The organism is Massilia sp. DD77, from assembly GCF_036961685.1.
In the GTDB taxonomy this organism is placed as follows: Bacteria; Pseudomonadota; Gammaproteobacteria; order Burkholderiales; family Burkholderiaceae_D; genus Telluria.
Genome location: NZ_JBAMDH010000034.1, coordinates 1 through 25063, shown reverse-complemented (window position 1 = coordinate 25063; position 25063 = coordinate 1). Strand labels below are relative to the sequence as shown.

Sequence of the window (25063 nt, the reverse complement as noted above, 5' to 3'; positions counted from 1 at the left end):
AGACGAGGCGCCTCCGCCAGCCATTGCCCCACCCGGGACCCGCCGGACGCGGACCCGGTCCATTACATACACAGAGAGCGAAAGACATGAAGATTCTGGTTACTGGCGGTGTGGGCTACATCGGCTCGCATACCGTCGTCGAGCTGCAGAATGCCGGGCACGAGGTGGTCGTGGTCGACAACCTGTCCAACGCCCAGGCCTCGGTGCAGGAGCGCGTGCAGCGCATCACCGGCAAGCCCTTCGCGCTGGTCGAGGCCGACATCCGCGACCGCGCCGCGATGGAAGCGGCCTTCGCCGCACACAAGGTCGAGGCCGTGATTCACTTCGCCGGCCTGAAGGCGGTCGGCGAATCGGTGGCCCAGCCGCTGCGCTACTACGACAACAACGTCTCGGGCAGCGTGGTGCTGTTCGAGACCATGGCCAAGTTCGGCGTCAAGAAGCTGGTGTTCTCCTCGTCGGCCACGGTGTACGGCGACCCGGCCTCGGTGCCGATCCGCGAGGACTTCCCGCTGTCGGCCACCAATCCCTACGGCCGCAGCAAGCTGATGATCGAAGACATCCTGCGCGACCTGTCCAAGGCCGAGCCCGACTGGCGCATCGCGCTGCTGCGCTACTTCAACCCGGTGGGCGCCCACGAGAGCGGCCTGATCGGCGAGGAGCCGTCCGGCATCCCGAACAATCTGGTGCCCTATATCGCACAGGTCGCCAACGGCCAGCGCGACAAGCTCTCGGTCTTCGGCGGCGACTACGACACCCCGGACGGCACCGGCCTGCGCGACTACATCCACGTGGTCGATCTGGCGATCGGCCACGTCAAGACCCTGGACCGCCTGGACAAGGGGCCGGGCATCCTGACCTACAACCTCGGCACCGGGCGCGGCAACAGTGTGCTGGAAATGGTGAAAGCCTTCGAGGCGGCCTGCGGGCGCCCGATTCCCTACCAGATCGTCGACCGCCGCCCCGGCGACGTGGCCAAATGCTATGCCGATCCGACCCACGCCCGCGAAGAACTGGGCTGGGCCGCCGAACGTGATGTCGCTCAAATGTGCGCCGACGTATGGCGCTATCAAACCACAGCTAAATAAACCAAGGACGGTCTAATGAAAGCCATGATTCTCGCTGCAGGCAAGGGCACGCGTGTTCGCCCGCTGACCTATGACCTGCCCAAACCAATGATTCCCCTGCTGGGCAAACCCGTGATGGCCTACCTGGTCGAGCACCTCAAGAAGCACGGCGTGACCGAAATCATGGTCAACGTCAGCTGGCTGCACGACAAGATCGAAGAATTCTTCGGCGAAGGCGAGCAGTTCGGGGTGCAGATCGGCTACTCCTTCGAGGGCTATACCAAGGACGACGGCGAAGTCGTGCCGGAACCGATCGGCTCGGCCGGCGGCATGAAGAAGATCCAGGAATTCGGCGGCTTCTTCGACGACACCACCATCGTGCTGTGCGGCGACGCCCTGATCGACCTCGACCTCAAGGCGGCCCTGCTCGAGCACCGCCGCAAGGGCGCCATGGCCACCGTCATCACCAAGGAAGTGCCCTGGGACAAGGTCTCGTCCTATGGCGTGGTGGTCACCGACGAACAGGGCCGCATCATCGAGTTCCAGGAAAAGCCCAGCCAGGACATCGCCAAGTCGAACTTCATCTCGACCGGCATCTACATCTTCGAGCCGGAAGTGATCGACCTGATCCCCTCGGGCGTCGAGTTCGACATCGGCTCCCAGCTGTTCCCGCTGCTGGCCGAGCGCGGCCTGCCGTTCTACGCCCAGGGCCGCCCCTTCAACTGGCTCGACATCGGCACCATGAGCGACTACTGGGAAGTGCTGCAGACCGTCCTGACCGGTGAAGTCAACCACATGGACGTGCCGGGCATCCAGATCAAGCCGGGCGTGTGGGTGGGCCTGAACACCAGCATCGACTGGGAGGGCACGACCATCGAAGGGCCGGTCTACATCGGCTCGGGCGTCAAGGTCGAGGCCGGCGCGCGCATCGTCGGGCCGACCTGGATCGGGCACGGCAGCCACATCTGCGAGGGGGCCGATATCGTGCGCAGTGTATTGTTTGAATACACACGGGTGTTGCACGATGTAACATTGCATGAAATGATAGTTTTTAAGGATTACAGTGTCGACCGCAAGGGCGAAATGAAGCACGCGTCCGAGTACTCCTCCGAGGAGTGGCTCAACGCGCGCGATCGCCGCCGCTCGCGGCGCAAGGAATTCGCCAGTCAAAACAACGAGCTAGAGAAAGTAAGCGCATGAAAATTTACCCAGTCATCCTCTCCGGCGGCGCCGGCACCCGCCTGTGGCCGCTGTCGCGCGCCGTGCTGCCCAAGCAGCTGCTGCCGCTGGTGGCCGACAAGACCATGCTGCAGGAAACCGCACTGCGCGTGGCCAACTGGCCGGGAGTGATGGCGCCTTTGGTGGTCTGCGGCAATGACCACCGCTTCATGGTGGCCGAGCAGCTGCGCGAGATCGGCATCACGCCGCTCAGCATCCTGCTCGAGCCGGTCGGCCGCAACACCGCCCCGGCGGTGGCCGCGGCCGCCCACCACCTCAAGGCGATCGACCCGGAAGCCATCATGCTGGTGCTGCCGGCCGATCACGTGATCGAAAACAACGCCGCCTTCCGCGAGGCCGTCGAGCGCGCCATCACCCTGGTGGGGCAGGGCGCACTGGCCACCTTCGGCATCGTGCCGAAGACCCCTGAAACCGGCTACGGCTACATTCGCCGGGGCGAGCAGGTCGCCAACTGCGGCGAGTGCTTCAAGGTGGCGCGCTTCGTCGAGAAGCCCGACCTCGAAACGGCCCAGGGCTTCCTGGCCGAAGGCGGCTACTACTGGAACAGCGGCATGTTCATGTTCCAGGCCGACCGCTTCCTGAGCGAACTGCAGCAGCACGCGCCCGGCATCGCGGCGAGTGCCGAACAGGCCATGAAATCGGCCTACCGCGACCTCGATTTCTGCCGCCTTGACGAGACCAGTTTCTCGGCTTGTCCGTCGGACTCGATCGACTATGCGGTGATGGAACATACCCGCGACGCCGCCGTGGTGCCGGCCGACATCGGCTGGAACGACGTCGGCTCGTGGTCGGCGCTGTGGGAAGTCCAGCCCAAGGACGAGCAGGGCAATGCCCAGCGCGGCGACGTCTACCTGGACGGCGTCAAGAATTCGCTGGTGCGCGCCGAAAGCCGCATCGTGGCCGTGGTCGGCGTCGAAGACCTGGTCGTGGTCGAGACCCAGGACGCGGTGCTGGTCGCGCACAAGGACCAGGTCCAGCGCGTCAAGCAGGTGGTCGACCACCTCAAGAGCAAGGCGCGCACCGAGCACCTGCACCACACCCGCGTGTACCGCCCCTGGGGCCATTACGAAGGCATCGATGCGGGCGACCGTTTCCAGGTCAAGCGCATCACGGTCAAGCCGGGCGAGAAGCTGTCGCTGCAGATGCACCACCACCGCGCCGAGCATTGGGTCGTGGTGTCGGGCACCGCGCGCGTCACCTGCGGCGACACGGTCAGCCTGCTGTCGGAAAACGAGTCGACCTATATTCCGATCGGCATGAACCACCGCCTGGAAAATCCGGGCAAGCTGCCCCTGCACATCATCGAAGTGCAATCCGGCAGCTACCTCGGCGAGGACGACATCGTCCGCTTCGAGGACATCTACAAGCGTTCCTGATCCGCCGGGGACCAGGAAGCAGGCACGGCGCTCCGTCCGCGGAGCGCCGTGCCTGCTTGCGTCCTTGCCCAAACGAACCGTGCGGACGGCCGTCCGACCGTGGCATACAATGAACCGACGAGAAACCGAGCGAGGTTCATCATGAAGAAGATCGTTGCTGCGGGCGCGCTGGCCGCGGCCTTGGCGGCCTGGACATCTCCGGCGCTGGCGCAGACATCAAGCCCCTCCCTGTTGGATCCCGTCCTGCACGGCCAGCTCGAACGCTGGCTCGGCGCAGGTCCCCTCTACCTGGAAAACATCTACACACGGCAGACCGGCCACTTCGCGGTCGACTTCCACGCGGCCGCCGACGGCAAGGGCGACACCTTCACCCTGATGCGCGTGAGCGACGAGGAAGGCGGCAGCTGGCTGGTGGGCGGCTACAACCCGCAAAGCTGGTCCTCGACCGACGGTTGGCATGTGGCGGCGCGCGACTGGCAGCGCACGGCCTTCCTGTTCAACTACACCGATCCGGCCGTCCTGCGCCCGGTCCCTACCAGCTATATCCTGCCCAGCCAGGGCTCGCTGCTGACCTACAACTGGCCCGACCACGGACCGACCTTCGGCCAGGGGCCCGACCTGTTCGTCAACAACGCGCTCGACACGGCCCTGGCCTGGCAGCTCACCTATGGCGATCCGGCCTTCCAGGGCCGCAGCTTCATCGACGGCAGCGTCGACGGCCAGTTCATGCGCATCGACGCGCTCGAAGTCTATTCGGTCGCCCTGATTCCCGAGCCGCAAACCTGGGCCATGCTGGTCGGTGGACTGGGCGTGGTGGGCTGGGCGGCGCGGCGGCGCTCGCGCGCCAAAGCCTGACGCCGACGCGTAACAGGGCCTGCGGCCGGGCTATGGCATGATGAGGGGGAACCCGCTCGCCTCCGTCGTGGAGGCGAGGTTTTCCCTTGCCAGAGCCCGACCCATCCATGACCCTGCATCCTCGCTTTCCCTTGCGTGTCCGTGTCCTCTGTTTCCTGATCTTCCTGTGCGCCACCGGCGCCTTGTCCATCCCCGAGGCCGCCGCGGCCCTGCGTCCGGAGCAGTTGGCCATCGTGATCAACGACGCCGAGCCGAACAGCGTGGCCGTCGGCGAGTACTACCGCAAGCGCCGCAACATCCCTGCCGCCAATGTCGTGCATGTGAACATTCCCGGCAAGCCGCAGCGCATCGGCATTGAACGCTTCCGCCTTCTGAAGGAAGAGATCGACGCCAAGCTCAAGCCCGGCGTGCAGGCGGTGCTGATGGTCTGGACCGCCCCCTATGCGGTGGACTGCAATTCGCTGACCGGCGCCTACACCCTGGGCTTCGACGCCTCCCAGTGCAGCAAGACCTGCGCCGCCGGCAATCCCAGCCCCTATTTCAATGCGAAATCGAATGCGCCCCTGGGCGAGCACGCCATGCGCCTGTCGATGCTGCTGCCGACCGAATCGGTCAAGGAGGCCAAGGCCCTGATCGACCGCGGCGTGGCGGCCGGTTTCCGCACCGTGCCGGCCACGGCCTACTACCTGGCGACCTCGGAAAAGGCGCGCAACACGCGCGCCGGGTTCTTCCCGCCGCAGGGCAGGGTGGCGGCGCGCCGCCTGACCACCAGGATCATGCAGGCCGACGTGCTGGAAGGCGCCCAGGACGTCCTGATCTACCAGACCGGCATGGCCCACGTGCAAAAGCTCGAGACATTGCACTTCGTGCCGGGCGCGCTGGCCGACCACCTGACCTCGCTCGGCGGCGACCTGCTCGGCACTGCCCAGATGAGCAGCCTGCGCTGGCTGGAGGCGGGCGCCACCGCCAGCTACGGCACCGTGAGCGAGCCTTGCAACCACTGGCAGAAATTCCCCAATCCCTCGGTGTTGCTGCGCCGTTACCTGTCGGGCGACACGGCCATCGAAGCCTACTGGAAGAGCGTGGCCTGGCCGGCCCAGGGCCTGTTCATCGGCGAACCCCTGGCCGCGCCTTACCGCGGCCGGCGCTGAACCTTTCCCCACAATGCGCGCTGGACGCGGGCCGCGCTTGGCGGTATAAAGTTGCATTTTGTCCATACTTGATACGAAACCGGGGGATCACTTGAAACGTACGACTGGGTTGAGATTGCGGGCCGCAGCACTGTGCATGCCCATGCTGGGCTGGTCGGCAGCACAGGCTGCCGACGTCCTGATCACCGCCGACCGCCTGCTGGACGTGCGGGCGGGGCGCATGGTCCAGCACCCCGAGATCCTGGTGCGCGATGGCCGCATCGTCAGCATCAAGCGCGATGCGGGCATACCGGCTGCGGGCGCACAGGCTCCCGGCGACGGCGTCACCCGCATCAGCCTGCCGGGCATGACCCTGGTTCCCGGCCTGATCGACATGCACGTCCACCTCGATTCGGACCCGACCTACGGCGGCTACAGCTATCTCGAATATAACGACCGTTTCTGGTCGGCGCTCAGCGTCGTCCACGCGGGCAAGACCCTGGACGCCGGCTTCACGACCGTGCGCAACGTCGGCGCCTCGGACTGGAACGACGTCGGGCTGGGCCAGGCCATCGGCGCGGGCAAGGTGCGCGGGCCGCGCATCGTTCCCGCCGGCTGGTCCTTCGGTCCAACCGGCAGCCACTGCGACAGCACGTATTTCCCGCCCTCGATGGAAGAGAAGGGCCCGTACAACGCCGACGGCCCGGACGAAGTCCGCAAGTCGGTGCGCGCGCTGCGCAAGTACGGCGCCCAGGTCATCAAGGTCTGCGCCACCGGCGGTGTATTCTCGCGCAATACCGAGCCGGGCCAGCAGCAGATGAACCTGGCCGAGCTGCGCGCCGCCGTCGAGGAAGCCGGCCAGTGGGGCCTGAAGGTGGCCGCCCACGCGCACGGCGCGGCCGGCATCAAGGACGCGATTCGCGCCGGCGTGACGACCATCGAGCACGCCAGCCTGATCGACGACGAAGGCATCGCGCTGGCGAAGAAGCATGGCGCCTGGCTGTCGATGGACATCTACAACGGCGACTACACGGCGGCCGAGGGCAAGAAGAACGGCGTCCTGGAAGACAACCTGAGGAAGGACCGCGAGGTCACCGAGGTGCAGCGCCAGAACTTCAAGCGCGCGCATGCGGCCGGCGTCAAGATGGTCTACGGCACCGACGCCGGCGTGCATCCGCATGGCGGCAACGGCAAGCAGTTCGCGGTGATGGTCAAGTACGGCATGACGCCGCTGCAGGCGATCCAGGCCGCCACCCTCAACGCCTCCGAGGCGCTGGGCAGCAAGGACGTGGGCGTGCTCGAGGCGGGGCGCTACGCCGACATGGTGGCGGTGCAGGGCGACCCGACCGTGGACGTGCGCCTGCTGGAAGCGCCGGCCGTGGTGATCCAGGGCGGCGCCGTGGTCAAGCGCAGCGCTCCTTGAACGAAAGGGGGGCATCGTGCGCCAGTCCATCGTCCACATCGCCCTCGTGGTGCGCGACTACGATGAAGCCATCGCTTTCTACGTCGGCAAGCTCGGTTTCGAGCTGATCGAGGACACCTACCAGCCAGCGCAGGACAAGCGCTGGGTGGTCGTCGCGCCGCCTGGAGGCGCGGGCACGACCCTGCTCCTGGCCAAGGCATCCAGGCCTGAACAGCAGCCTTTCGTCGGCAACCAGGCGGGCGGGCGCGTTTTCCTGTTCCTGAACACGGACGATTTCTGGCGTGACTACGAGCGTATGCGCGCCCAGGGTATCGTGTTCGTGCGCGAGGCGAAGGAAGAGGACTACGGCACGGTGGCGGTGTTCGAGGATGTGTACGGCAACTTGTGGGACTTGCTGCAGCTGCGCCCCGGCCATCCGGTCGCGGCGCGCATGGCGCTGCAGCTTGCAGAGTGAGTGGTCGACCGGGCCGGTTCAGGCCAGGCCGTACTGCTTGAAGATCCTGCGCTGGGTGCCGTCCGCCACCAGGTCCGCCATCGCCGCGCGGTAGCGCCGGGCCTCGGCCTCGCCGATATCCAGGGAGCCCGCCAGCCAGGCCTGGGTCGAGCGCACCGTCTCGCTGAGGCGGAAGCGTTTTTCTTCGCCCCGCGTGAACAGCGAGCTATGGATCATGGCGCGCTCGCCGAAAACGGCATCGGCCATGCCCGCCACCAGGTAGCGGTGGATGTCGTCGATCGACGAGGCCTCGACCAGGCGCCGGAAACCCAGTTCGCCCAGGATGGCGGACTGGGAGGCTCCACGCAGCAAGGCGATCCGCTTTCCCGTCATGTCCTGGGGGCGCCGCACATCGAAGCCGCTGCCCTGCGGCGCCATGAAGATATAGTTTTCCTTGTAGAGCGGCGCCAGCCAGCGGAATTGGGCTTCCCGCTCGTCCTGCCGGGTCAGGGGGAAGATGGCGGTCCGCGGCATCGTGGCCGCCAGGTGCAGCGCGCGCTTCCATGGCATGAACCCGACCTCGGGCGCCACACCCACGCGGCGGCAGAGAACGTCCACGAGTTCGCGCAAGGCGCCCGCTTGCTCGCCCCCGGGCTCCATGACCAGGGGCGGCAGGTGCGAGGTCACGATGCGCAAAGGCGCCGTGCCCTCGGCTTCCCCGCCGGCATGGGCAAGGCTGCTCCCGACCGCGCCCAACGCCAATGCCAGCACATTCCGTCTATCCATTAGCCACTCCTGTCTGGTTCAGCCTCTCATCGTAACGCAGCCGGCGGCCAAACAAGAAGACGGCTGTGGTGCAGCCCGTAATCTTTCTCACGAAAATCACCAATTAGTCCAAACGGACTAAGCCATGGTCATCATGTTGTCAATTTGCGCATTTAATATGCATTTTGTTAATTTTCTCAGCAGTGTGTACATCCGCGTCCCCACCACAGGAACTCCCATGACGACTCTCGCAGCTCTTCCAATCCCGCGCCGCACCTTGCTGGCCACCCTGCTGGCCGGTTTTGCCGCTTCCGCCTTCGCCGCGCCCGGCGGCAACGTCGTGATCAGCCAGGTCTACGGCGGCGGCGGCAACAACGGCGCCACCTGGAACCGCGACTACATCGAGCTGTTCAACCGCAGCGGCGCGCCGGTCAGCCTGGCCAACATGAGCGTGCAGTACCAGTCGGCCGCCGGCACCACCTGGCAGGCGATCGCGCTGCCGAACGTGAGCTTGCGGGCAGGGGAGTACTTCCTGGTGACGGCCGGCACCAATAACGCGGCTGTCGGCGCCAACCTGCCACTGGGCGACCAGACCGGCGGCATCAACCTGTCAGGCACCACCGGCAAAGTGGCGCTGTCGCGCATTCCGACCGCGATGCAGACCGCCGATGGCGGCACCGATGTGCTCGACCTGGTCGGCTTCGGGAGCGCCAACCGCTTCGAAACCGCGGTCGCGCCGGCGCCGTCGAACAGCACGGCCCTGCACCGCGCCGACCTCGGCTGCACCGATACCGACAACAACTCCACCGATTTCAGCGCCGTGACCCCGACCGCGCCGCGCCGCTTCGGCACGCTGCACAGCTGCGGCGGCCCTGTCGTCGCACCGATCGTCCTGAGCTGTCCGGCAGGCATCGTGACCCAGCACGGCAACGCGATCACGGCCCTGCTGTCGGCCACCGACAGCGACAGCATCGTCAACAGCGCCGTCATCCTGTCGGGGGCCGCGTCCGGCATCAGCCTGGTGGGCGCGACCCCGGCCGGCAGCGCCGGCGGCAAGATGGAAGTCACCCTGCAGGTCGACGCGTCGGTGGCGGCTGGCCGCTACCCGGTCAAGGTCCAGTTCGGCAACAGCGACAGCCAGCTTGAGTCCTGCACCGTCAACGTCAGCGTGGCGGGCGAGGCCACCATTTCGCAGATCCAGGGTTCGCAAGCCGCGAGCGACTACAACGGCGTGGTCATGACCACCAAGGGCGTGATCACCGCCAAGGTCGGCAGCGGCTTCTTCCTGCAGGACCTGAACGGCGACGGCGACCCGTCGACCTCGGACGCGATCTTCGTGTTCGGCGCCCAGACGCCGGCCATGGTCGGCGACCTGGTCCAGGTTACCGGCACCGTCGATGAATACAAGCCGAGCGGCGCGACCCGTACCTACACCGAGTTGAAGGACGTTTCCGCCGTGACCAAGCTCAGCGCCGGCCATACCATCGCCCCGACCAACATCGGCCTGCCGAACGCCGACCTGGCCAGCGTCGAGGCGATGCTGGTGCGCTTCACCACGCCGCTGACCGTCAACCAGAACAAGTACCTGGGCGGGCGCGGCGAGCTGACCCTGGCCCATGGCCGCCGCGAGAACCCGACCAACCGCTTCCCGGCCGGTTCGCCGGAAGCCGCGGCCTTGGCCGCCGAGAATGCCGCCAACGAGCTCGTGCTCGACGACGGCGTGTTCACCACCCCGGCCACCATTCCCTACCTGGCGGCGGACGGCACCGTGCGCGCCGGCGACACCGTCACCGACCTGACCGGCGTGCTCGACTTCGGCGCCATCGGCGGCGGCGGCGCGGCCTTCAAGCTGCAGCCGACCGAGACCCCGGTGTTCTCGCGCACTAACCCGCGCCTGCCGGCGCCGAGCCTGCCGGCCGGCGTCAAGGTCGCCAGCGCCAATGTGCTGAACTTCTTCACCACTTTCACCGACGGCAAGGATGCCTGGGGCCGCAGCGGCCAGGGCTGCACCATCGGCAGCCGCACCAGCGCCGGCGAATGCCGCGGCGCCGACAACATGGCCGAGTTCGAACGCCAGCGCGACAAGATCGTCGCCTCGCTCAAGAACCTGGACGCGGACGTGGTCGGCCTGATGGAAATCCAGAACAACGGCGACATCGCCGCCACCTACCTGGTCGAGCAGCTCAACGCCGCCTACGGCAAGGCCACCTACGCGGTCGTGCCCAAGCCGGCCGCGACCGGCACCGACGCGATCCGCGTGGCCATGATCTACAAGCCGGCCGCGGTCTCGCTGGTGGGCGCCGCGCTGTCGGACGGCGACAGCGTCAACAACCGTCCGCCGATGGGCGCAAGCTTCAAGTCGGTCGCCAATGGCGGCAAGTTCTCGGTCATCGTCAACCACTTCAAGTCGAAGGCCAGCTGCGGCGGCGCCGGCGTGGGCGACACCGACCCGGGCAACGGCCAGGGCTGCTGGGACAAGACCCGCACCGCCCAGGCGCAGCGCCTCGCGACCTACTTCATCCCGCAAGTGGTGGCGGCGGCCAACGATCCGGACGTGCTGGTGATCGGCGACCTGAACGCCTACGGCTTCGAAAACCCGATTAACTACCTGACCGGCAGCGCCGGCCTGGTGAACCAGATCGAGCGCTTCGTGCGTCCGCACGGCACGCCGTACTCCTACGTGTTCGACGGCCAGTCGGGCTACCTCGACCACGCGCTGGCGAGCGCCTCGCTGAGCGGCCAGGTGGCCGGCGCGGCCGAATGGCATAACAATGCCGACGAGCCGGAGGCGATCGACTACAACCTGGGCGACACCCCGCAGGACCAGTTCACGATGGACCCCTACCGTGCCTCGGACCACGACCCGGTCGTGATCAGCCTGGCCCTGACCCCGACCTTCGCCGACATCAGCAGCTCGGTCAAGGTGGCAGTGGGCGGCTACAGCATCAATCGCCTGACCGGCAAGTACAGCGGAACGGTGACCATCACCAACACCAGCGGGCAGGCCATCAGCGGTCCGCTGCACTTCCTGCTGCAAGGTTTGCCGGCCGGTGTGACGCTCGACAACAAGAGCGGCATGCAAGGCGCATCCCCGTACATCAGCCTGCCGAACGCCGCGATCGCGGCCGGCGCGTCGGTGAGCGTGGGCACCACCTTCAGCAATCCGGGCAAAGTCAGCATCACCTATTCGCCGAAGCTGTTCAACGGCACGTTCTAAGGAAACGACACCATGTTCAATATGAAAGCACTCTTCCTGCGCGCCATGCTGGCGCTGTCCATGGCGCTCGGCGCATCCGGCGCCATCGCCGGCCCGACCTACCATGTCACCCTCGACACCTCGGCGTGGAAAGGCACGACCGGCTACCTCGACCTCGGCTACAACGGCCCGGGCGACGCGGGTCCGGCCGTGGCGCGCGTCAGTAACTTCGTCGGCAATTTCTTCGGCGACGCCATACTGTTCGATGGCGCGGCCGGCGACGTCGACACTGGCGTGACCATCACCAACCTGGGCGGCTTTAACTTCTTCGACAAGGCCATCGTGTTCGATGACGTACTGAGCTTCGAAGTGATGCTCGACGAACTGGCCGCCGACAACGGCATGCTGTTCAGCGTGGCGCTGTTCAACGCCGATTTCAGCGCCTACCTGGGCGGCGAAGGCAACCTGCTCGAGATCTCGCTGATCCCGGGCGTGCCGGATGCCGTGTTCGTCGCGCCAGGCGCGCCGCTGGACGTGACCGCCGTGCCGGAACCAGGCGATTGGGCCCTGGTCCTCACCGGACTGTTGCTGATTGGCTTCACCCGCCGCGCCCAGCAGCGCCGCTGATCCGGGCTTCGGAGCCGTCTGTCCAGACACCTGCCCTAGGGCAGGTGTTTCTATTTGTGCAACTTATTCGAAAAATGTCTTAATTATTAAGCGAAATTGTATTGTTCAGCTGACATCGCATTTGGCATATTCGGCCCATTGCCGTTATGGCCGTGTCTTCCAGACCGTGTGTACCATGTCAGCCCAAGTATTCGTGGTCGATCCCGACGCCTTCACCCAGCAGTTGCTGACGCAGAACCTGACGAGTGCCGGGCACGCGGTCGCCTGCTGCCCGGACGCCGAATCGGCCCTGGTCCTGCTGGACGAGCAACTGCCCGACCTGCTGGTGCTGGAGTGGGAGCTGGACGGCCAAAGCGGCGAGACCCTGGTGCGCCGCCTGCGCGGACGTGCCCGCACGCGCGACCTGCCGATCATCATGCTGACGGCGCGCGCCGCCGAGCACGACAAGATCATGGCGCTCGAATCGGGCGCCGACGACTACCTCACCAAGCCCTTCAGTCCGCGCGAACTGCTGGCGCGCATCGGCGCCGTGCTGCGCCGCCGCGGTCCGCCGCTGCCGGCCGAGGACACGATCCAGCTGGCCGGGTTGCGGCTCGACCCGGCCACCCAGCGGGTCACGGCCGGCGCGCGCCGGATTCCGCTCGGGCCGGTCGAATTCCGGCTGCTGAACTTCCTGATGCACCATCCCGAACGGGTGCATACCCGCTCGCAGTTGCTCGACCAGGTCTGGGGCCGCCATGCGGTGCTGGACGAACGCACCGTCGATACCCACGTCGGCCGCCTGCGCAACGCACTCCAGGCCAGCGGCCACCAGCGCCATATCGAGACCGTACGCGGCACAGGCTACCGTTTCGTGGCCTGGAACGTGCAGGCCCGGCTCGGCTGGCCGACAGCGGCCTGAACCCATCGCTTGATCCGTGGTCATCCTCAGTAAACTGGAGCAGGAATACCTGCTGCGCACGATCGAGTCCGGCATGGAGCTGGCCGACCTGCGCCAGCTGTTCCTGTGGGCGCAGGGCCCGCTGCAAGCGCTGCTGCCGCACGAGGCCCTGTTGTGCATGCAGGTGGACGGCGCCGGCCAGGTGCGGCGCAGCGAATGCCTGCACCGCAGCTTGCTGGACGCGGCCGCCTTGCGGCTATTGAACGGGGAAGTGGGACCGCGCCTGGCCCAGGCCTGGCGCGCCGCCCGGCTGCAGCCGGCCGTGCTGGATACGGAGGAAGGCGGGGCGGAAGAGGGCGGCGCCGCGCTGGCGGCCTGCCGGCCCTGGCTGCGCCGGAGCGGTTTCGAGAATGCGCTGGTGCATGGCAGCGCGCCCTTCGAAGGCGCGGCGACCGTCTTCGTGCTGCTCGGCCTGCCTTTCAGCCCCGGGGGGCGCCATGCCTACTTCCTGCGCTTGCTGCTGCCTTACCTGCACCTGGCGCTGCTGCGCGTGCCGGCCGGGAAACCCGCAAGCGTGCAGCCGGGCAGGGCCGCGCCTTCACGGGCGCTGTCGGCGCGCGAAGTGGCGATCCTGGATGGGGTGCGCGCGGGACGCACGAATGAGGAGGTGGGGCAGGCTCTCGGGATCAGTGCGCTGACGGTGAAGAACCACCTGCAGCGCGTCTACCGGGTGCTGGGCGTGGGCAACCGGGCCCACGCGGTGGCGCGCTGCCTCGAACTGCGCCTGCTGTGAGGGCGGTCCGGGCCGGCGGCCGGGAACAATCAGGCTTGGGGCAGGCTGGCCTGCAGGGCATCGCGGCGCTGGGCGTCGATGCGGAAGGCTTCGGCGTTGCCGTCGATGATGCGCAGGCTGCCGCAGCCTTCGGCAGCGCAATCCGGCGCCGGCATGTTGGCCGAGACGACCGGGGCGACCGGAGCACCGGTGCTCGGCGCCGCTTGCTCGGCGACCGAGGCGCTGCTGGCGCCGATCGACGCGGTCTGGGTCGCGTGGATTTCCTGGGTGCCGGCGCCGCAGGCGGTCAGGAGGACGGTCATGGCGATGGCGGCGACGGTACGGAGGCTGGAGAAGTTCATGATTGTGTCTTAGGAGCAAACTCGTCTGTAACGCTGCTTATTGTAGTGGGTAAATTTTTTCCAGTGCTCAATTTTTTCCGTTATTTAACAGGAAACGTTGAAGTATTGAAATAAAAATCGGCGAACTTCGGAACAGATGAGCGACGATGCGCAATCTATCCTTGCGGCAATAAAAGTTCTTCAAGGAAAAATTTCCACAGGCAATCTAGTTGCCGCGTGGCATTATCGCGACAAAGAAGACGACGTCTTTTCAGCTTGTCCAGGGAAGTGATTCGCTTGACCACACCGCGTCGCGGCGCGAAGATGAGGCATGAACAAAATCCTCCTCATCCTCTTGCTCGGCTGCGCCGCCTGCACGACCCAGGCGCAGGATCCCCACCCACCTGCGCCCGCCGCGCCGGCGGCTGTTCCGAAGGCGCCGTCCGAGCTGCTGGCCAAGATCCGCGCCCTGACGGCGGACACGACCTGCAGCGACAGCGGCCAGTGCCGCAGCCTGCCGGTCGGGGCCGTCGCCTGCGGCGGTCCGTCCGATTACCTGCCGTACTCGACCTTGCGTACCAACGAGAAGGAAGTACGCGAACTGGCCGAGCGCTACAAGGCCGAGCGCCAGGCCCAGATCGTCCGCAGCGGCATGATGTCGACCTGCCGCCACCTGCCCGATCCGGGCGCGGTCTGCGTGGCCGGCACCTGCCAGCTGGGAGCGGGCGCAGCGGCGCGCTGAGCCGGTTTCTTCTTTCTCCACGACGGGGGCCGCTGCCGGAAGGCTGCGGCCTTTTTGCTTTTTGCTTGTGTGACAAGGGCATAGCGCAGTGGCGGCACCAAAAAAAACGGTGCTGTCACCGCTGCGTGGTGAAATGGGACTGTCGAGCTGTATCCCGGTCCAACCGCGCTCTTGCACTTAACGGAGGCGGGCATGGAAACCAGGCGTTTCGCGAAATTCCTGCTCTAGCCGCCCAAAAAAAAACGCGCGCCGAAGCGCGCGTTCCCGGAGCAGGGACCGCGAAGGTCCCGTCACCTATCAGATGTCGCCGTTGGCGGTCGGGCTCTGGCGCGGGGTCAGTTCGCCCACCGGCACCGGATTGTTGGTCTCGACCTGGAACACGGTGACGCTTGCCGGGGCCTTGTTCTGGTCCAGCAGTTGCACCGCACCCATGAAGCGCTTGCCTGCCGGCAGGCCCGACCAGCTGGCGCTGACGGTTGCCGAGCTGCCTGCGACGACCTTGGCCGGCAGCAGCACGCGGAAGTTGCCGCCGCGTTCAGTCTTGTCGACCACCACCGAATGCAAGGCGAACTGGGTCGGCTGGCCGTTCGAGGTACGGTAGCCGATGGTGCAGGCCTTATACGCGCCGGCGGCCGGGGCGTTCAGCGTGACCAGCTCGTTCGAGGTCTGGTTACCCGAGTAGGCCACCAGCTTGCCGGCCGGCGACAGCAGCGCCAGGTCGAGGTCGTCCTTGCCGTTGCCGGTGGTATCGCGGTCGAACAGTTCGAACTGCATCGTCAGGGCGCCCGCCGGGACCGTGACCGGAACCACGTGCACGCCTGCGGCGCCGCTGGCGCATGCCGCCTCGACTTGCGCCGTGGTGCCGACCGAGCCGCTGGCAGCCTGGGGCACCTCATACGAGGTGCGCGCGATTTCCTTCAGGCCGCCGAAATTGGCGGTCATCACGCCCGAGAAGCCGGTGGTGACGGTCATCGGCTTGCTGCCGTTGACACGGTCGCTCTGGATGAAGCTTGGTGCCACGATCGGCTTGCCGGAACGGGCGATGATCGGGCTGCGCACGACGTGGGTGCCGTCCTTCCAGAGCAGGTTGCCGAAGTACCACTTGTTTTCGGTCGCGCCATTGCGGGTCAGGGTGACCGTGAACGAGCGGGTCGCGCCGGCCGGGATCGACAGCGTGGCCGGGTTGACGGTCACGTTGTAGCCCGGCATGGTGACTTCCGCCTTGTAGGTGGCGTCCGCGCCGCCCACGTTGGTCACCGAACGGGTGACGGTGGTGGCGCCCAGCACGTTGTTGAGCGAGATCGACGGCAGGTTCAGGTTATAGCCCTGCATGGTGCCGCCCGCGCACTGGCTCGCCACGCCGGCGCCGCACATGTACTTGCGGTAGTCGGCTTCGACGATGTTGTAGACCAGGCCAGGATTGGCCGCGCCGTTCGGGTTGGCATGGCCGGCGCCCTGGCCGAACGGCAGGATGCCGCGGGTGTCGCCGGAAGCGATGGTGTCCGGGTAGGTGTCGGTGGCGCTGGTCATCAGGGCCGACTTGATCATTGCCGGGGTCCAGGTCGGGTACTGCTGGCGCAGCAGCGCGGCCATGCCGGCCACGTGCGGGCTCGCCATCGAGGTGCCCTGGTAGGAAGCCCAGGCCGCCGGCGGGGTCAGGGTGCCGTTGACGACGTCGGCGCGCTGCGACTTGCTCAGGGCCGGCGAGACGCCGGCGATCACGTCCACGCCAGGTGCGGCGATGTCCGGCTTCATGACGTTGCCGTCGTAGCGGTTCGGGCCGCGCGAGGAGAAGTCGGCCACGACCGGCGCGTTCACGGCCGAGGTGCCGACCACGAACTTGGTCAGCGACGCGCTCGCGCCGGCGGTCTTGGCGTAGGCCACGATCAGGGCGCCGTCTTCGGCGCTGACGTGCACGGTCGGGACCGAGTGGATCTCGGCCACCAGGCCGCCGGTGGTGTTCACGTGGACCATGCCGACGCCGCCGGCTTCCATCACCGCCAGGCTCTTGTCGACGCGCGCGGTGATGCCGCGGGTGCAGACCACGATCTTGCCGGCCACCTTGGCCGGATCGAGGACCGGAACGCCCTTGTTCTCGACGCTGCTGTAGCAGAGCTTGACGGCTTCCGGATCGGCGCCCGCCATGCCGGCGTCTTCCGCCAGGATCAGCGGTGCGCTCGGCAGCGGTGCGTTGTTCATCGAGGCGCCGGTGTAGCTCGCGCCGTTGCCCAGCACGACCTTGGCCTGCAGCTCGCGGTTATGGGTCGAGGCGGCCACGGTGGCTTGCCACGGGCTGATGTGGGCCACGGTGTTCGCCGGGCCGCTGTTGCCGGCCGATGCGGCGACGAAGACGCCGGCGTTGGAGGCGTTCAGGAAGGCCTGCTCGACCGGATCGGTGATCGAGGTGCCGCCGCTGATCGAGAAGTTAATCACGTGCACGCCGTCGGCCACCGCTTTTTCGATCGCCGCCACGCTGTCGCCGGTGAAGCAGCTGTTCTTGGCGCCGGTGGCTTCGGCCGGGTCGTCGTACGACCAGCACACCTTGTACGAGGCGATGCGCGCGCGCGGCGCCACGCCCGACATCTCACCGACGGCGATGCCGCCGATGACGGCTTCGGCGCCCGCGTTGCCGCCGGCGGTGGTCGAGGTGTGGGTGCCGTGGCCGCCTTCACCCATGTTGCCGCCGACCGAGTCGCGCGGCGAGCGGAATTCGCTCCAGTGGGTCGATTCGCCGACCGACCGGTAGGTCGCGTCGAAGAAGCGCGCGCCGATCAGCTTGTTGTTGCAATGGGCGGTGGTGAAGCCTTCGCCGGTTTCGCAGTCGCCTTTCCAGCGCGACGGCGGCGCGTCGTAGACCAGCTCGTCGCTCGGGTTGAAGCTCCACTTGCCGTTGCTGTCCTTGCGGTCGGCGAAGGACGGGCTTTCCGGCCAGACGCCGCCGTCGACGATGCCGATGATGATGTTTTCGCCAGCCTTGCCCTTGCCGCCCAGCTGGTCCCACAGTCCGCCCGCCTTGCTCAGGCCCAGGAAGGCCGGGGTGTAGGTGGTGCTCAGGGTGCGCGGGGTGTCGGCGGTCACGGCGGCGACGTCGGTGCGCGCCATCAGGGCGCGCACTTCGGCGTCGGTCAGCATGGCCGCGAAGCCGTTCAGCACGACGCTGTAGTTATGCAGGATGGGCGCGCCGGCGACCGACGACATCACCACCTGCTGCTTGTTCTCGAGATAGCCGTTGTAGAGCTGGACGTCGGACGATTCCAGGTCCAGACGCTGGCCGGCGGCCGGCTGGGTGGCGGGCATGCCCTCGACGCCGCCGCTGTAGGAAGCGATCGGCTTGTCGGCCAGTTGCACGATGTAGGGACGGCGCAGGCTATCGGCGCTGGCGCTCAGGGCCAGGCAGGACAACGACAGCAGGACGGCCGCGGAAAGGGGACGGAGTTTCATGTTCATCAGGATTTCCTCGTTCTGTCGTGTGCGTTCAGGCTGCTTTGCGGCGGCGGGCGGCGACCAGGCCGGCGATGCCGAGGCCGAAGATCAGGGCGCTGGCGGGTTCCGGCACGGCGGTCAGCTCGATGTTGTCGACGCCGAACTGGCCCTGGTTGGTCTGGAAGGCCTTGCAGCTGCCTGCGCTGTCGCACACGAAGCCGAACAGCAGCGCTTCGACGAACTCGTTCGCGGCGAAGGCGGCGGTCATGTTGTAGTGGCCGAACTGGAAGCCGCCGGCGGCCGGCTTGCCGAAAATGACGTCCTGCAGGGCCGAGCTGCCGTCGGCGCGGAAGCCCTGGATGCGCAGGAAGCCGGCGACGGCCGGGTAGCTGCCCAGCACCGGCGAGGCGCCGATGAAGCTGGCGTCGATCGACTTGATGTTGAAGCGCTGGCCGTTGGTGCTGGAAGTGATGTCGATGTAGCTGTCGTTGAAGGCGCCGTAGTACATGCCGGGATTGTTCACCGGGCACGCCATGCTGACGCAATAGGTCGGGTCGCTGCCGTCGATGAACTCGCCGACCAGGGCGCCGGCGCCGCCGCCGGCCACGTTGGCATAGAAGCCGAGATTGAAACCGCTCTCCGTATACACATCGGTGCCTGCGACCGGGCCGTACCAGCCGTCGAAACCGATCACGCCCGCCTGCGCGGGCGCGGCCGCGAAGGCAGCCGCGCCCAGGGCGGCGGCGGCAAGTTGTTTGAAGGTCCCGCTGGGGGAAAATGCTGCGAGGTGCGATTTCCGGATCATGGTTCTTCTGCCTTTATGGTTGGGTCTTGTCACGCCTGGATGGGGCGGGGCGAGCTTGTCTTGTGCTCATGCACCTGAACGGTCTCAGGATGACAATAAATATATCAATGGAAACAACAAAAGTGGAAAAAATTTCAACGAGGAAAATTTTGATTTTGAAACATTTGCGTAACAAAATTCGGTTTCCTCTATGAAAATGTACGTTCGCAATCAAGAACACACGTTGCGTATGCGCAGCGGATTGTTGTCAACATGTCAGTTCGCAAGCTTGTACAGGGCAGGGAGGACGGCAACAGCGGATCCCCTGTGTCGCCAGGCGCAGCAAGCGGGGCGCAAACAACAGTTGTCGGCGCGGGGAAGGGCGTGGTAGCCTTCACCGCCGAAGCTTTTCATAAGAGCAATTTAGGAGCAGGTCGATGGTTTGTGGAATGAAACAGAGAACCGCCGCACAGCGCCAGGCGGGGTTCACGCTGCTGGAACTGCTGGTGGTCATCGTGATCATCGGCTTGCTGGCAGCCTATGTCGGCCCGAAATACTTCTCCCAGCTGGGCAAGTCCGAAGTGACCGTGGCCAAGGCCCAGATCGAAGCGTTCGACAAGTCGCTCGATACCTACCGCCTCGACGTCGGCCGCTATCCGAGCGCCGAGGAGGGCCTGGGCGCGCTGATGACCGCGCCGCCGAGCGCGGGCGCCAAGTGGAACGGCCCTTACCTGAAGAAAGGCGTTCCCCAGGATCCTTGGGGCCGCGCCTATATGTACCGCTCGCCAGGCAGCAAGTCCGAGTACGAAATCCTGTCCCTGGGCAAGGATGGCCAGCCGGGCGGCACCGGCGACAACGCCGACATCTCGTCGCAATAACGCCTTCGCGCCACCTTTCCTCACGCAGCAGCCGGGCCACCCATGCAGTTCGCCGTACGCACCCTCGCGCCCGACATGTCGATCGCCAATATCGTCGTCGACGCGGCCGACGCGCTCGATGCGCGCCGGCAGGTCGAGGCGCGCGGTCTGTTCGTCAGCAGCATCGAGCCCGCCGGCGGCGCGCGCCTGGCGCGCCAGCGCGGCGGCAAGCTGTCGCTGGTGCTGTTCAGCCAGGAACTGCTGGCGCTGCTAAAAGCCGGCCTCGGCATCGTCGAAGGCCTGGAAGCCCTGCTGGAGAAGGAAGCGGCGCCGGGCGCGCGCGGCGTGCTCGAACGCCTGCTGGGCGGCCTGCGCGAAGGCAAGCGCTTCTCCGCCGTGCTGGCCAGCCAGCCCGACCTCTTTCCGCCCCTGTACGTGGGCATCGTGCGCGCCGCCGAAGGCACCAGCGACCTGCCGCGCGCGCTTGCGCGCTACATCGACTACCAGCAGCGCATCGACACCGTGCGGGCCAAGATCGTCAGCGCCTCGATCTATCCCGTGATCCTGCTGATGGTGGGCGGCGGCGTGAGCGCCTTCCTGATCGGCTACGTGGTGCCCAAGTTCGCCGAGGTCTACCACGGCGCCGGGCGCAACCTGCCGTGGATGTCGCAGCTGCTGCTCGACTGGGGCCAGTTCGCGGCCGGCCATGGCAGCGCCATCCTGGTCGCCGCGCTGCTGCTGGCCGGCGGCGCCGTGGCCGGCGTGCGGCGCCTGCTCCAGACCGGCGGCATGGCGCGGCTGCTGGCGCGCCTGCCCGGCATCGGCGAGCGCGCCCGCATCTATGAACTGTCGCGCCTTTACCTGACCCTCGGCATGCTGAGCGAGGGCGGCATCACCATCGTCAACGCCATCGAGACGGTGCAGCCGATGGTGTCCGGCACCGTGCGCAAGGGCCTGGCGGCGGCACGCGCGGCGATCGAATCGGGCCAACCGCTCTCCACCGCCTTCGAGGCCAACGGCCTGACGACGCCGATTTCGCTGCGCATGCTGCGCGTGGGCGAGCGCACCGGCGAAATGGGGCCGATGCTGACCCAGTCGGCGGCCTTCTACGACGGCGAGATCGGACGCTGGATCGACCGCTTCACCCGCACCTTCGAGCCGCTCCTGATGGCCGCCATCGGCCTGGTGGTGGGCGCCATCGTGGTGCTGCTGTACATGCCTATTTTCGACCTTGCCGGAGACATGTCTTGAACGCCCCGGAATCTCCCGCAATGCTCGACGCCGCCATGCTGGCGCGCGCCCGCGCCCAGGCCCGGGCCTCCCAGCGCGGCCTGGTGGCCGAGCTGGAAGCGCTCACCGGGCAGGATGCGCGCCAGCTGGTGCGCGCCCTGGCCGCGCCCTTCGCCATGCCGGTGATGGAAACGGCCGACATGCTGGCGCTGGCGCCGGCCTTCGACCTGCTGCCGCTGGCCCAGGCCCTGTCGCGCCACTGCGTGCTGCTGCGCGCGCCGAACGGACGCCTGACCGGGGTGCTGGCCGACCCCTTCGACCTCGACCTGCAGACCTGGCTGGGCGCGCAGGCGCGCGCCACCCTGCGCGCGCCGCTCGACCTGTGCCTGGCGCTGCAGGCCGATATCCAGGCCTATCTCTCCAAGCAGGAGGAATCGGCGCGCGCCGTCGACAGCCTGGTGGGCGGGGCGGGCGATTCCCGGCGCGACGGCAAGACCGCCGCCGTGCTGTCCTTCGCCACCGTGTCCGAAGCCGGCAGCCCGGCCGTCAAGCTGGTCAACTCGACCTTGTACGACGCGCTCAAGGCCGGCGCCTCCGACATCCACCTGGAAAGCACGGCCGGCGGCCTGTCGGTCAAGTACCGCGTCGACGGGGTGCTCGACCACGCGACAACGGTCGGGGGCATCGAGCTGGCCGAGCACATCATCTCGCGCCTGAAAGTGCTGGCCGAACTCGACATCGCCGAGCGGCGCGTGCCGCAGGACGGCAGCTTCCGGGTCGAGTCCGGCGGGCGCGACATCGACCTGCGCGTATCGATCATGCCCAGCATCCACGGCGAGGACGCGGTCATCCGTATCCTCGACAAGCGCGCCATGATCGAGTCCTACGGCGCGCTCACGCTGGAGGCGCTGGGCTTCGACGCGCCCTCGCTGGCGACCCTGCGCATGCTGGCCCAGGAAGCCTACGGCATGCTGCTGGTGACCGGCCCCACCGGCTCGGGCAAGACCACGACCCTGTACGCGGCCCTGACCGAGATCCATAACGGGCGCGAGAAGATCATCACCATCGAAGACCCGGTGGAATACCAGCTGCCCGGCATCCTGCAGATCCCGGTCAACGAAAAGAAGGGCCTGACCTTTGCGAAGGGGCTGCGCTCGATCCTGCGCCACGACCCGGACAAGATCATGGTCGGCGAGATCCGCGACCGCGAGACCGCCGAGATCGCGGTGCAGTCGGCGCTGACCGGCCACCTGGTGCTGACCACGGTCCACGCAAACAACGTGTTCGACGTGTTCGGGCGCTTCACCCACATGGGCATCGATCCGTATGCCTTCGTGTCCGCCCTGAACGGCATCTGGGCCCAGCGCCTGATCCGCATGAACTGCCCGCACTGCGGCGAGCGCTACGACCCGAGCGAGAGCGAACTCGCCTCGGTCCACCTGGAGCGGCGCGAAGTGGCCGACTACGTCTTCATGCGCGGCAAGGGCTGCGGCGATTGCCGCGGCACCGGCTACCGCGGGCGGCGCTCGATCGCCGAGATCCTCACGCTCAATGACGAGATCCGCGAGCTGATCGTCGACAAGCAGCCGATCCGCCGCATCAAGGCCGCCGCCCACGCCAACGGCACCCGCAGCCTGCGCCTCGCGGCGCTCGACCTGGTCCGGCGCGGCGCCACCACCATCGACGAAATCAAGCGGGTGACCTTGCATGCGTAGGCGAATCGGACAATCCCTGCGCATCGGGCTGGCCGCCCATGGCGCGGCCCTGGTGCGCACCGGCCGCATGCTGGGCGGCGAGCCGCTGGCCCTGGCCGAGCGCCATGCCGACCTGACGGCCCCGGACGGCATCGTCAACGCGGTCGGCGCGCTGTTCGCCGACGATCTCGCGCCAGCCGGCTGGCCCGTCACCGTCGTGCTGGCGGACGAGCTGGTGCGCCTGTGGCAGGTGGCGCCGCCGCCCGGCGCCAGCCGCATGGGCGACCTGCAGGCGGCGGCCGCGCTGCGTTTCCAGCACCTGTTCGGCGGCGCCCTGGGCGACTGGCGCCTGAGCGCCGACTGGGACGCGGCGCGTCCCTTCCTGGCGGCCGCCGCGCCGGCGTCCCTGCTGGCCCAGCTCGAGTCTGCGGCGCGCACCCACCGTTTCCACCTGGTGGAAGTGGTGCCGCAGTTCGTGGCCGCGATGAACGCCTGGCGCCGCGAGCGCCGCAGCGGCGCCTGGTTCGGGCTGGTGCAGGGCGGGGTGCTGTCGCTGGCTGCCTACGAGGGCCGCAGCCTGGCGGCGGTGCGCACCGCCGTGATCCCGGACGGCGCCGACCGCGACTGGCTCGAAGCCCATGTGGCGCGCGAAGCGCTGCGGGTCGGGGTGGGGCGGCCGGAACGCCTGCAGCTGTGCGGCGCCGCACCGAGCGGCTGGGCCAGCAGCATCGGCCGCCTGAAATTCGCCTGCACCCTGTTCGAGAGCGACGCCAGCGAAGGGCAGCAGGGCTGGACCGAACTGGCGCGCCTGGCGCGCACCGGGAGCGCGGCATGAGGCGCACCCGCATCGATTTCGCGCCGCGCAGCCTGCGCCGCCTGCTGTTCCAGACCCCGCCGCGCATGCTCGGGCCGCTGGCGGGTGCCGTCGCCGCCTGCGCGCTGGCTGGCGTCTACGCCTGGGATTACGCCGAGCAGCGGCGCGAGCTGGACGCGTTGCACGCCGCGCTGGCCGCTCGCGCCAGCGCGGCGGCGCCCGCGCCCGCCGCCGCGCAGCGCAAGATCGCCGTGCCCGAGCAGCAGGCGAACGCCGTCAACGACGCCGTCCTGCAGCTGAATCTGCCGTGGCGCGAGCTGTACGACGCGGTGCGCGCCGCCACCCCGGCCTCGGTGGCGCTGCTGGCGCTCGAACCCGACGCCAAGCGCCGCACCCTGCGCCTGACGGCGGAAGCGAAGAACAGCGACGACATGTTCGCCTACATCGGCAAGCTGCAGGAGCAGGCCTGGTTCACCAGCGTGGTGCTGACCCGCCACGAGGTGGCCGAGCAGGATCCGAACCGGCCGCTCCGTTTCCAGCTCAGCGCCCAGTGGGGGGGCCGATGAATCCGAAGGCGATGAACCTGTCCTCGGCCTGGCTGCGGCTGCGCCTGGCGCTGCGCCGCGTGAACCCGCTGGTGGTCGCCGTCATGGCCGCCCTGCTGGGCGGGGCCCTCGCGGCCGGCGCGCTCCTCGGCGCGCGCGACCGCCTCGGCGAGGAATATGCGCAGGCGCGCCGGCAGGCCAGGGCGCCCGCTCCGGTGGCGCCGCCGCCGGCCCCGCCCAGCAGCGACCAGAACCTGTCCGCCTTCTATGCCGTGCTGGGTGAACGGCGCGGCGCCGAGCGCCAGCTCAAGGAAGTGTTCGCGATCGCCGCCAAGCATGGCCTGAGCCTGCAGCAGGGCGAATACCGCAGCAGCTACGATCGTGTCGCCAAACTGTACACCTACCAGGTCAATTTGCCGGTGAAGGGCAGCTATGGCGCCATCTGGCAGTTCGCCTTCGACACCTTGCGCGCGCTGCCGCACGTCTCGCTGGACGACGTCAGCTTCCGCCGCGACAGCATTGGCGACGCGAACGTGGAGGCGCGCCTGCGCATGACCTTCTATCTGGCGGCGGCGCCGGGTGTGCCGCAGGCGGGACCGGCAGGAGCCTCACAATGAAGCCCCGCCATCTCGCCATGGGCGCGGCCCTGCTGCTGGCCGCCGGGCTGGTGGTCTTCGGCGACAGCACGCCGGAGACCGAGCTTGCCGAACCGGTCGAACGGGCGTCGGACCCGGTCCAGGCGTCCGCAGCTGCGGCCGCACCCGCGCCCGCAGCGAAGAACGAGGAGGGCCCGGTGGTCCAGCGCCTGATTCCGCGCGAGACCCTGATCGGCGGCAGCGAGGACCGCTTCGGCGCGGCCGAAGGCGAGGGCGG

Annotated in this window: 22 protein-coding genes and 1 pseudogene; 19 read left to right on the top strand and 4 right to left on the bottom strand. The window is 67.6% G+C overall.

Annotated features, from left to right (window positions below; genetic code table 11):
• Positions 1–86 precede the first annotated feature (86 nt).
• The 7 genes from galE to V7778_RS19420 all read left to right on the top strand — a co-directional run bounded on the left by galE (position 87) and on the right by V7778_RS19420 (position 7541).
• Positions 87–1085: a UDP-glucose 4-epimerase GalE gene (gene galE, locus V7778_RS19450; RefSeq protein WP_335558285.1), complete on the top strand. Its 999-nt coding sequence runs from the start codon at positions 87–89 to the stop codon at positions 1083–1085.
• 15 nt (positions 1086–1100) lie between these two features.
• The gene (locus V7778_RS19445) at positions 1101–2264 is read left to right on the top strand and encodes an NDP-sugar synthase (protein ID WP_335558283.1); all 1164 of its coding nucleotides are present in this window, start codon (positions 1101–1103) and stop codon (positions 2262–2264) included.
• Complete coding sequence (locus V7778_RS19440; RefSeq protein WP_335558281.1) at positions 2261–3679, top strand: mannose-1-phosphate guanylyltransferase/mannose-6-phosphate isomerase; 1419 nt, start codon at positions 2261–2263, stop codon at positions 3677–3679. Before V7778_RS19445 ends, V7778_RS19440 begins: the two co-directional genes overlap by 4 nt.
• A 141-nt stretch (positions 3680–3820) precedes the next feature.
• A complete protein-coding gene (locus tag V7778_RS19435; protein WP_335558279.1) occupies positions 3821–4534 on the top strand; it encodes a PEP_CTERM-anchored TLD domain-containing protein in 714 nt (237 codons plus the stop codon).
• Positions 4535–4641: 107 nt separating this feature from the next.
• Positions 4642–5685: a TIGR03790 family protein gene (locus V7778_RS19430; RefSeq protein WP_335558277.1), complete on the top strand. Its 1044-nt coding sequence runs from the start codon at positions 4642–4644 to the stop codon at positions 5683–5685.
• Between the two features lie 136 nt (positions 5686–5821).
• Positions 5822–7087 (top strand): Xaa-Pro dipeptidase, encoded by a 1266-nt coding sequence (locus V7778_RS19425; protein ID WP_335558276.1) that lies wholly within the window; start codon positions 5822–5824, stop codon positions 7085–7087.
• Positions 7088–7103: 16 nt separating this feature from the next.
• Positions 7104–7541, top strand: coding sequence for a VOC family protein (locus V7778_RS19420; protein WP_335558275.1), 438 nt, complete (start codon positions 7104–7106; stop codon positions 7539–7541).
• Between the two features lie 18 nt (positions 7542–7559).
• Here the strand turns inward: V7778_RS19420 and V7778_RS19415 are convergent, their stop codons facing one another.
• The gene (locus V7778_RS19415) at positions 7560–8306 is read right to left on the bottom strand and encodes a substrate-binding periplasmic protein (protein WP_335558273.1); all 747 of its coding nucleotides are present in this window, start codon (positions 8304–8306) and stop codon (positions 7560–7562) included.
• A gap of 217 nt (positions 8307–8523) precedes the next feature.
• Here V7778_RS19415 and V7778_RS19410 point away from each other — a divergent pair, with 217 nt between their 5' ends.
• The 4 genes from V7778_RS19410 to V7778_RS19395 all read left to right on the top strand — a co-directional run bounded on the left by V7778_RS19410 (position 8524) and on the right by V7778_RS19395 (position 13781).
• Positions 8524–11502, top strand: a complete 2979-nt coding sequence (locus tag V7778_RS19410; protein WP_335558271.1) for an ExeM/NucH family extracellular endonuclease — start codon at positions 8524–8526, stop codon at positions 11500–11502.
• Positions 11503–11514: 12 nt separating this feature from the next.
• The gene (locus tag V7778_RS19405; protein WP_335558269.1) at positions 11515–12108 is read left to right on the top strand and encodes an NF038129 family PEP-CTERM protein; all 594 of its coding nucleotides are present in this window, start codon (positions 11515–11517) and stop codon (positions 12106–12108) included.
• A 175-nt stretch (positions 12109–12283) separates the two neighbouring features.
• A complete protein-coding gene (locus V7778_RS19400; protein ID WP_211521945.1) occupies positions 12284–13009 on the top strand; it encodes a winged helix-turn-helix domain-containing protein in 726 nt (241 codons plus the stop codon).
• A 16-nt stretch (positions 13010–13025) separates the two neighbouring features.
• Positions 13026–13781: a LuxR C-terminal-related transcriptional regulator gene (locus V7778_RS19395; RefSeq protein ID WP_335558267.1), complete on the top strand. Its 756-nt coding sequence runs from the start codon at positions 13026–13028 to the stop codon at positions 13779–13781.
• A 29-nt stretch (positions 13782–13810) separates the two neighbouring features.
• Here V7778_RS19395 and V7778_RS19390 read toward each other — a convergent pair whose 3' ends face one another.
• The gene (locus V7778_RS19390; RefSeq protein WP_335558265.1) at positions 13811–14122 is read right to left on the bottom strand and encodes a hypothetical protein; all 312 of its coding nucleotides are present in this window, start codon (positions 14120–14122) and stop codon (positions 13811–13813) included.
• A gap of 310 nt (positions 14123–14432) precedes the next feature.
• Here V7778_RS19390 and V7778_RS19385 point away from each other — a divergent pair, with 310 nt between their 5' ends.
• A complete protein-coding gene (locus tag V7778_RS19385; protein WP_335558263.1) occupies positions 14433–14843 on the top strand; it encodes a hypothetical protein in 411 nt (136 codons plus the stop codon).
• A 297-nt stretch (positions 14844–15140) separates the two neighbouring features.
• Here V7778_RS19385 and V7778_RS19380 read toward each other — a convergent pair whose 3' ends face one another.
• A complete protein-coding gene (locus V7778_RS19380) occupies positions 15141–18290 on the bottom strand; it encodes a S8 family serine peptidase (RefSeq protein WP_335558261.1) in 3150 nt (1049 codons plus the stop codon).
• 28 nt (positions 18291–18318) lie between these two features.
• Positions 18319–19071, bottom strand: coding sequence for an NF038120 family PEP-CTERM protein (locus V7778_RS19375; RefSeq protein WP_335558260.1), 753 nt, complete (start codon positions 19069–19071; stop codon positions 18319–18321).
• A gap of 428 nt (positions 19072–19499) precedes the next feature.
• Here V7778_RS19375 and gspG point away from each other — a divergent pair, with 428 nt between their 5' ends.
• The 7 genes and pseudogenes from gspG to V7778_RS19340 all read left to right on the top strand — a co-directional run.
• A complete protein-coding gene (gene gspG / locus V7778_RS19370; RefSeq protein ID WP_335558258.1) occupies positions 19500–19928 on the top strand; it encodes a type II secretion system major pseudopilin GspG in 429 nt (142 codons plus the stop codon).
• 42 nt (positions 19929–19970) lie between these two features.
• Positions 19971–21158: a type II secretion system F family protein gene (locus V7778_RS19365; RefSeq protein ID WP_335558257.1), complete on the top strand. Its 1188-nt coding sequence runs from the start codon at positions 19971–19973 to the stop codon at positions 21156–21158.
• 20 nt (positions 21159–21178) lie between these two features.
• Complete coding sequence (locus V7778_RS19360; RefSeq protein ID WP_335558351.1) at positions 21179–22852, top strand: GspE/PulE family protein; 1674 nt, start codon at positions 21179–21181, stop codon at positions 22850–22852.
• Positions 22845–23666 (top strand): hypothetical protein, encoded by an 822-nt coding sequence (locus tag V7778_RS19355; RefSeq protein ID WP_335558255.1) that lies wholly within the window; start codon positions 22845–22847, stop codon positions 23664–23666. Before V7778_RS19360 ends, V7778_RS19355 begins: the two co-directional genes overlap by 8 nt.
• On the top strand, positions 23663–24211 hold the full coding sequence (locus V7778_RS19350) for a PilN domain-containing protein (protein WP_335558253.1): 549 nt from the start codon (positions 23663–23665) through the stop codon (positions 24209–24211). Before V7778_RS19355 ends, V7778_RS19350 begins: the two co-directional genes overlap by 4 nt.
• Entirely contained in the window at positions 24208–24807 is a 600-nt protein-coding gene (locus V7778_RS19345; RefSeq protein WP_335558251.1) for a hypothetical protein, read from the top strand. Before V7778_RS19350 ends, V7778_RS19345 begins: the two co-directional genes overlap by 4 nt.
• Positions 24804–25063 (top strand): annotated as a pseudogene (locus V7778_RS19340) (hypothetical protein); the annotation flags it as partial. The gene V7778_RS19345 and the pseudogene V7778_RS19340, both read left to right, overlap by 4 nt.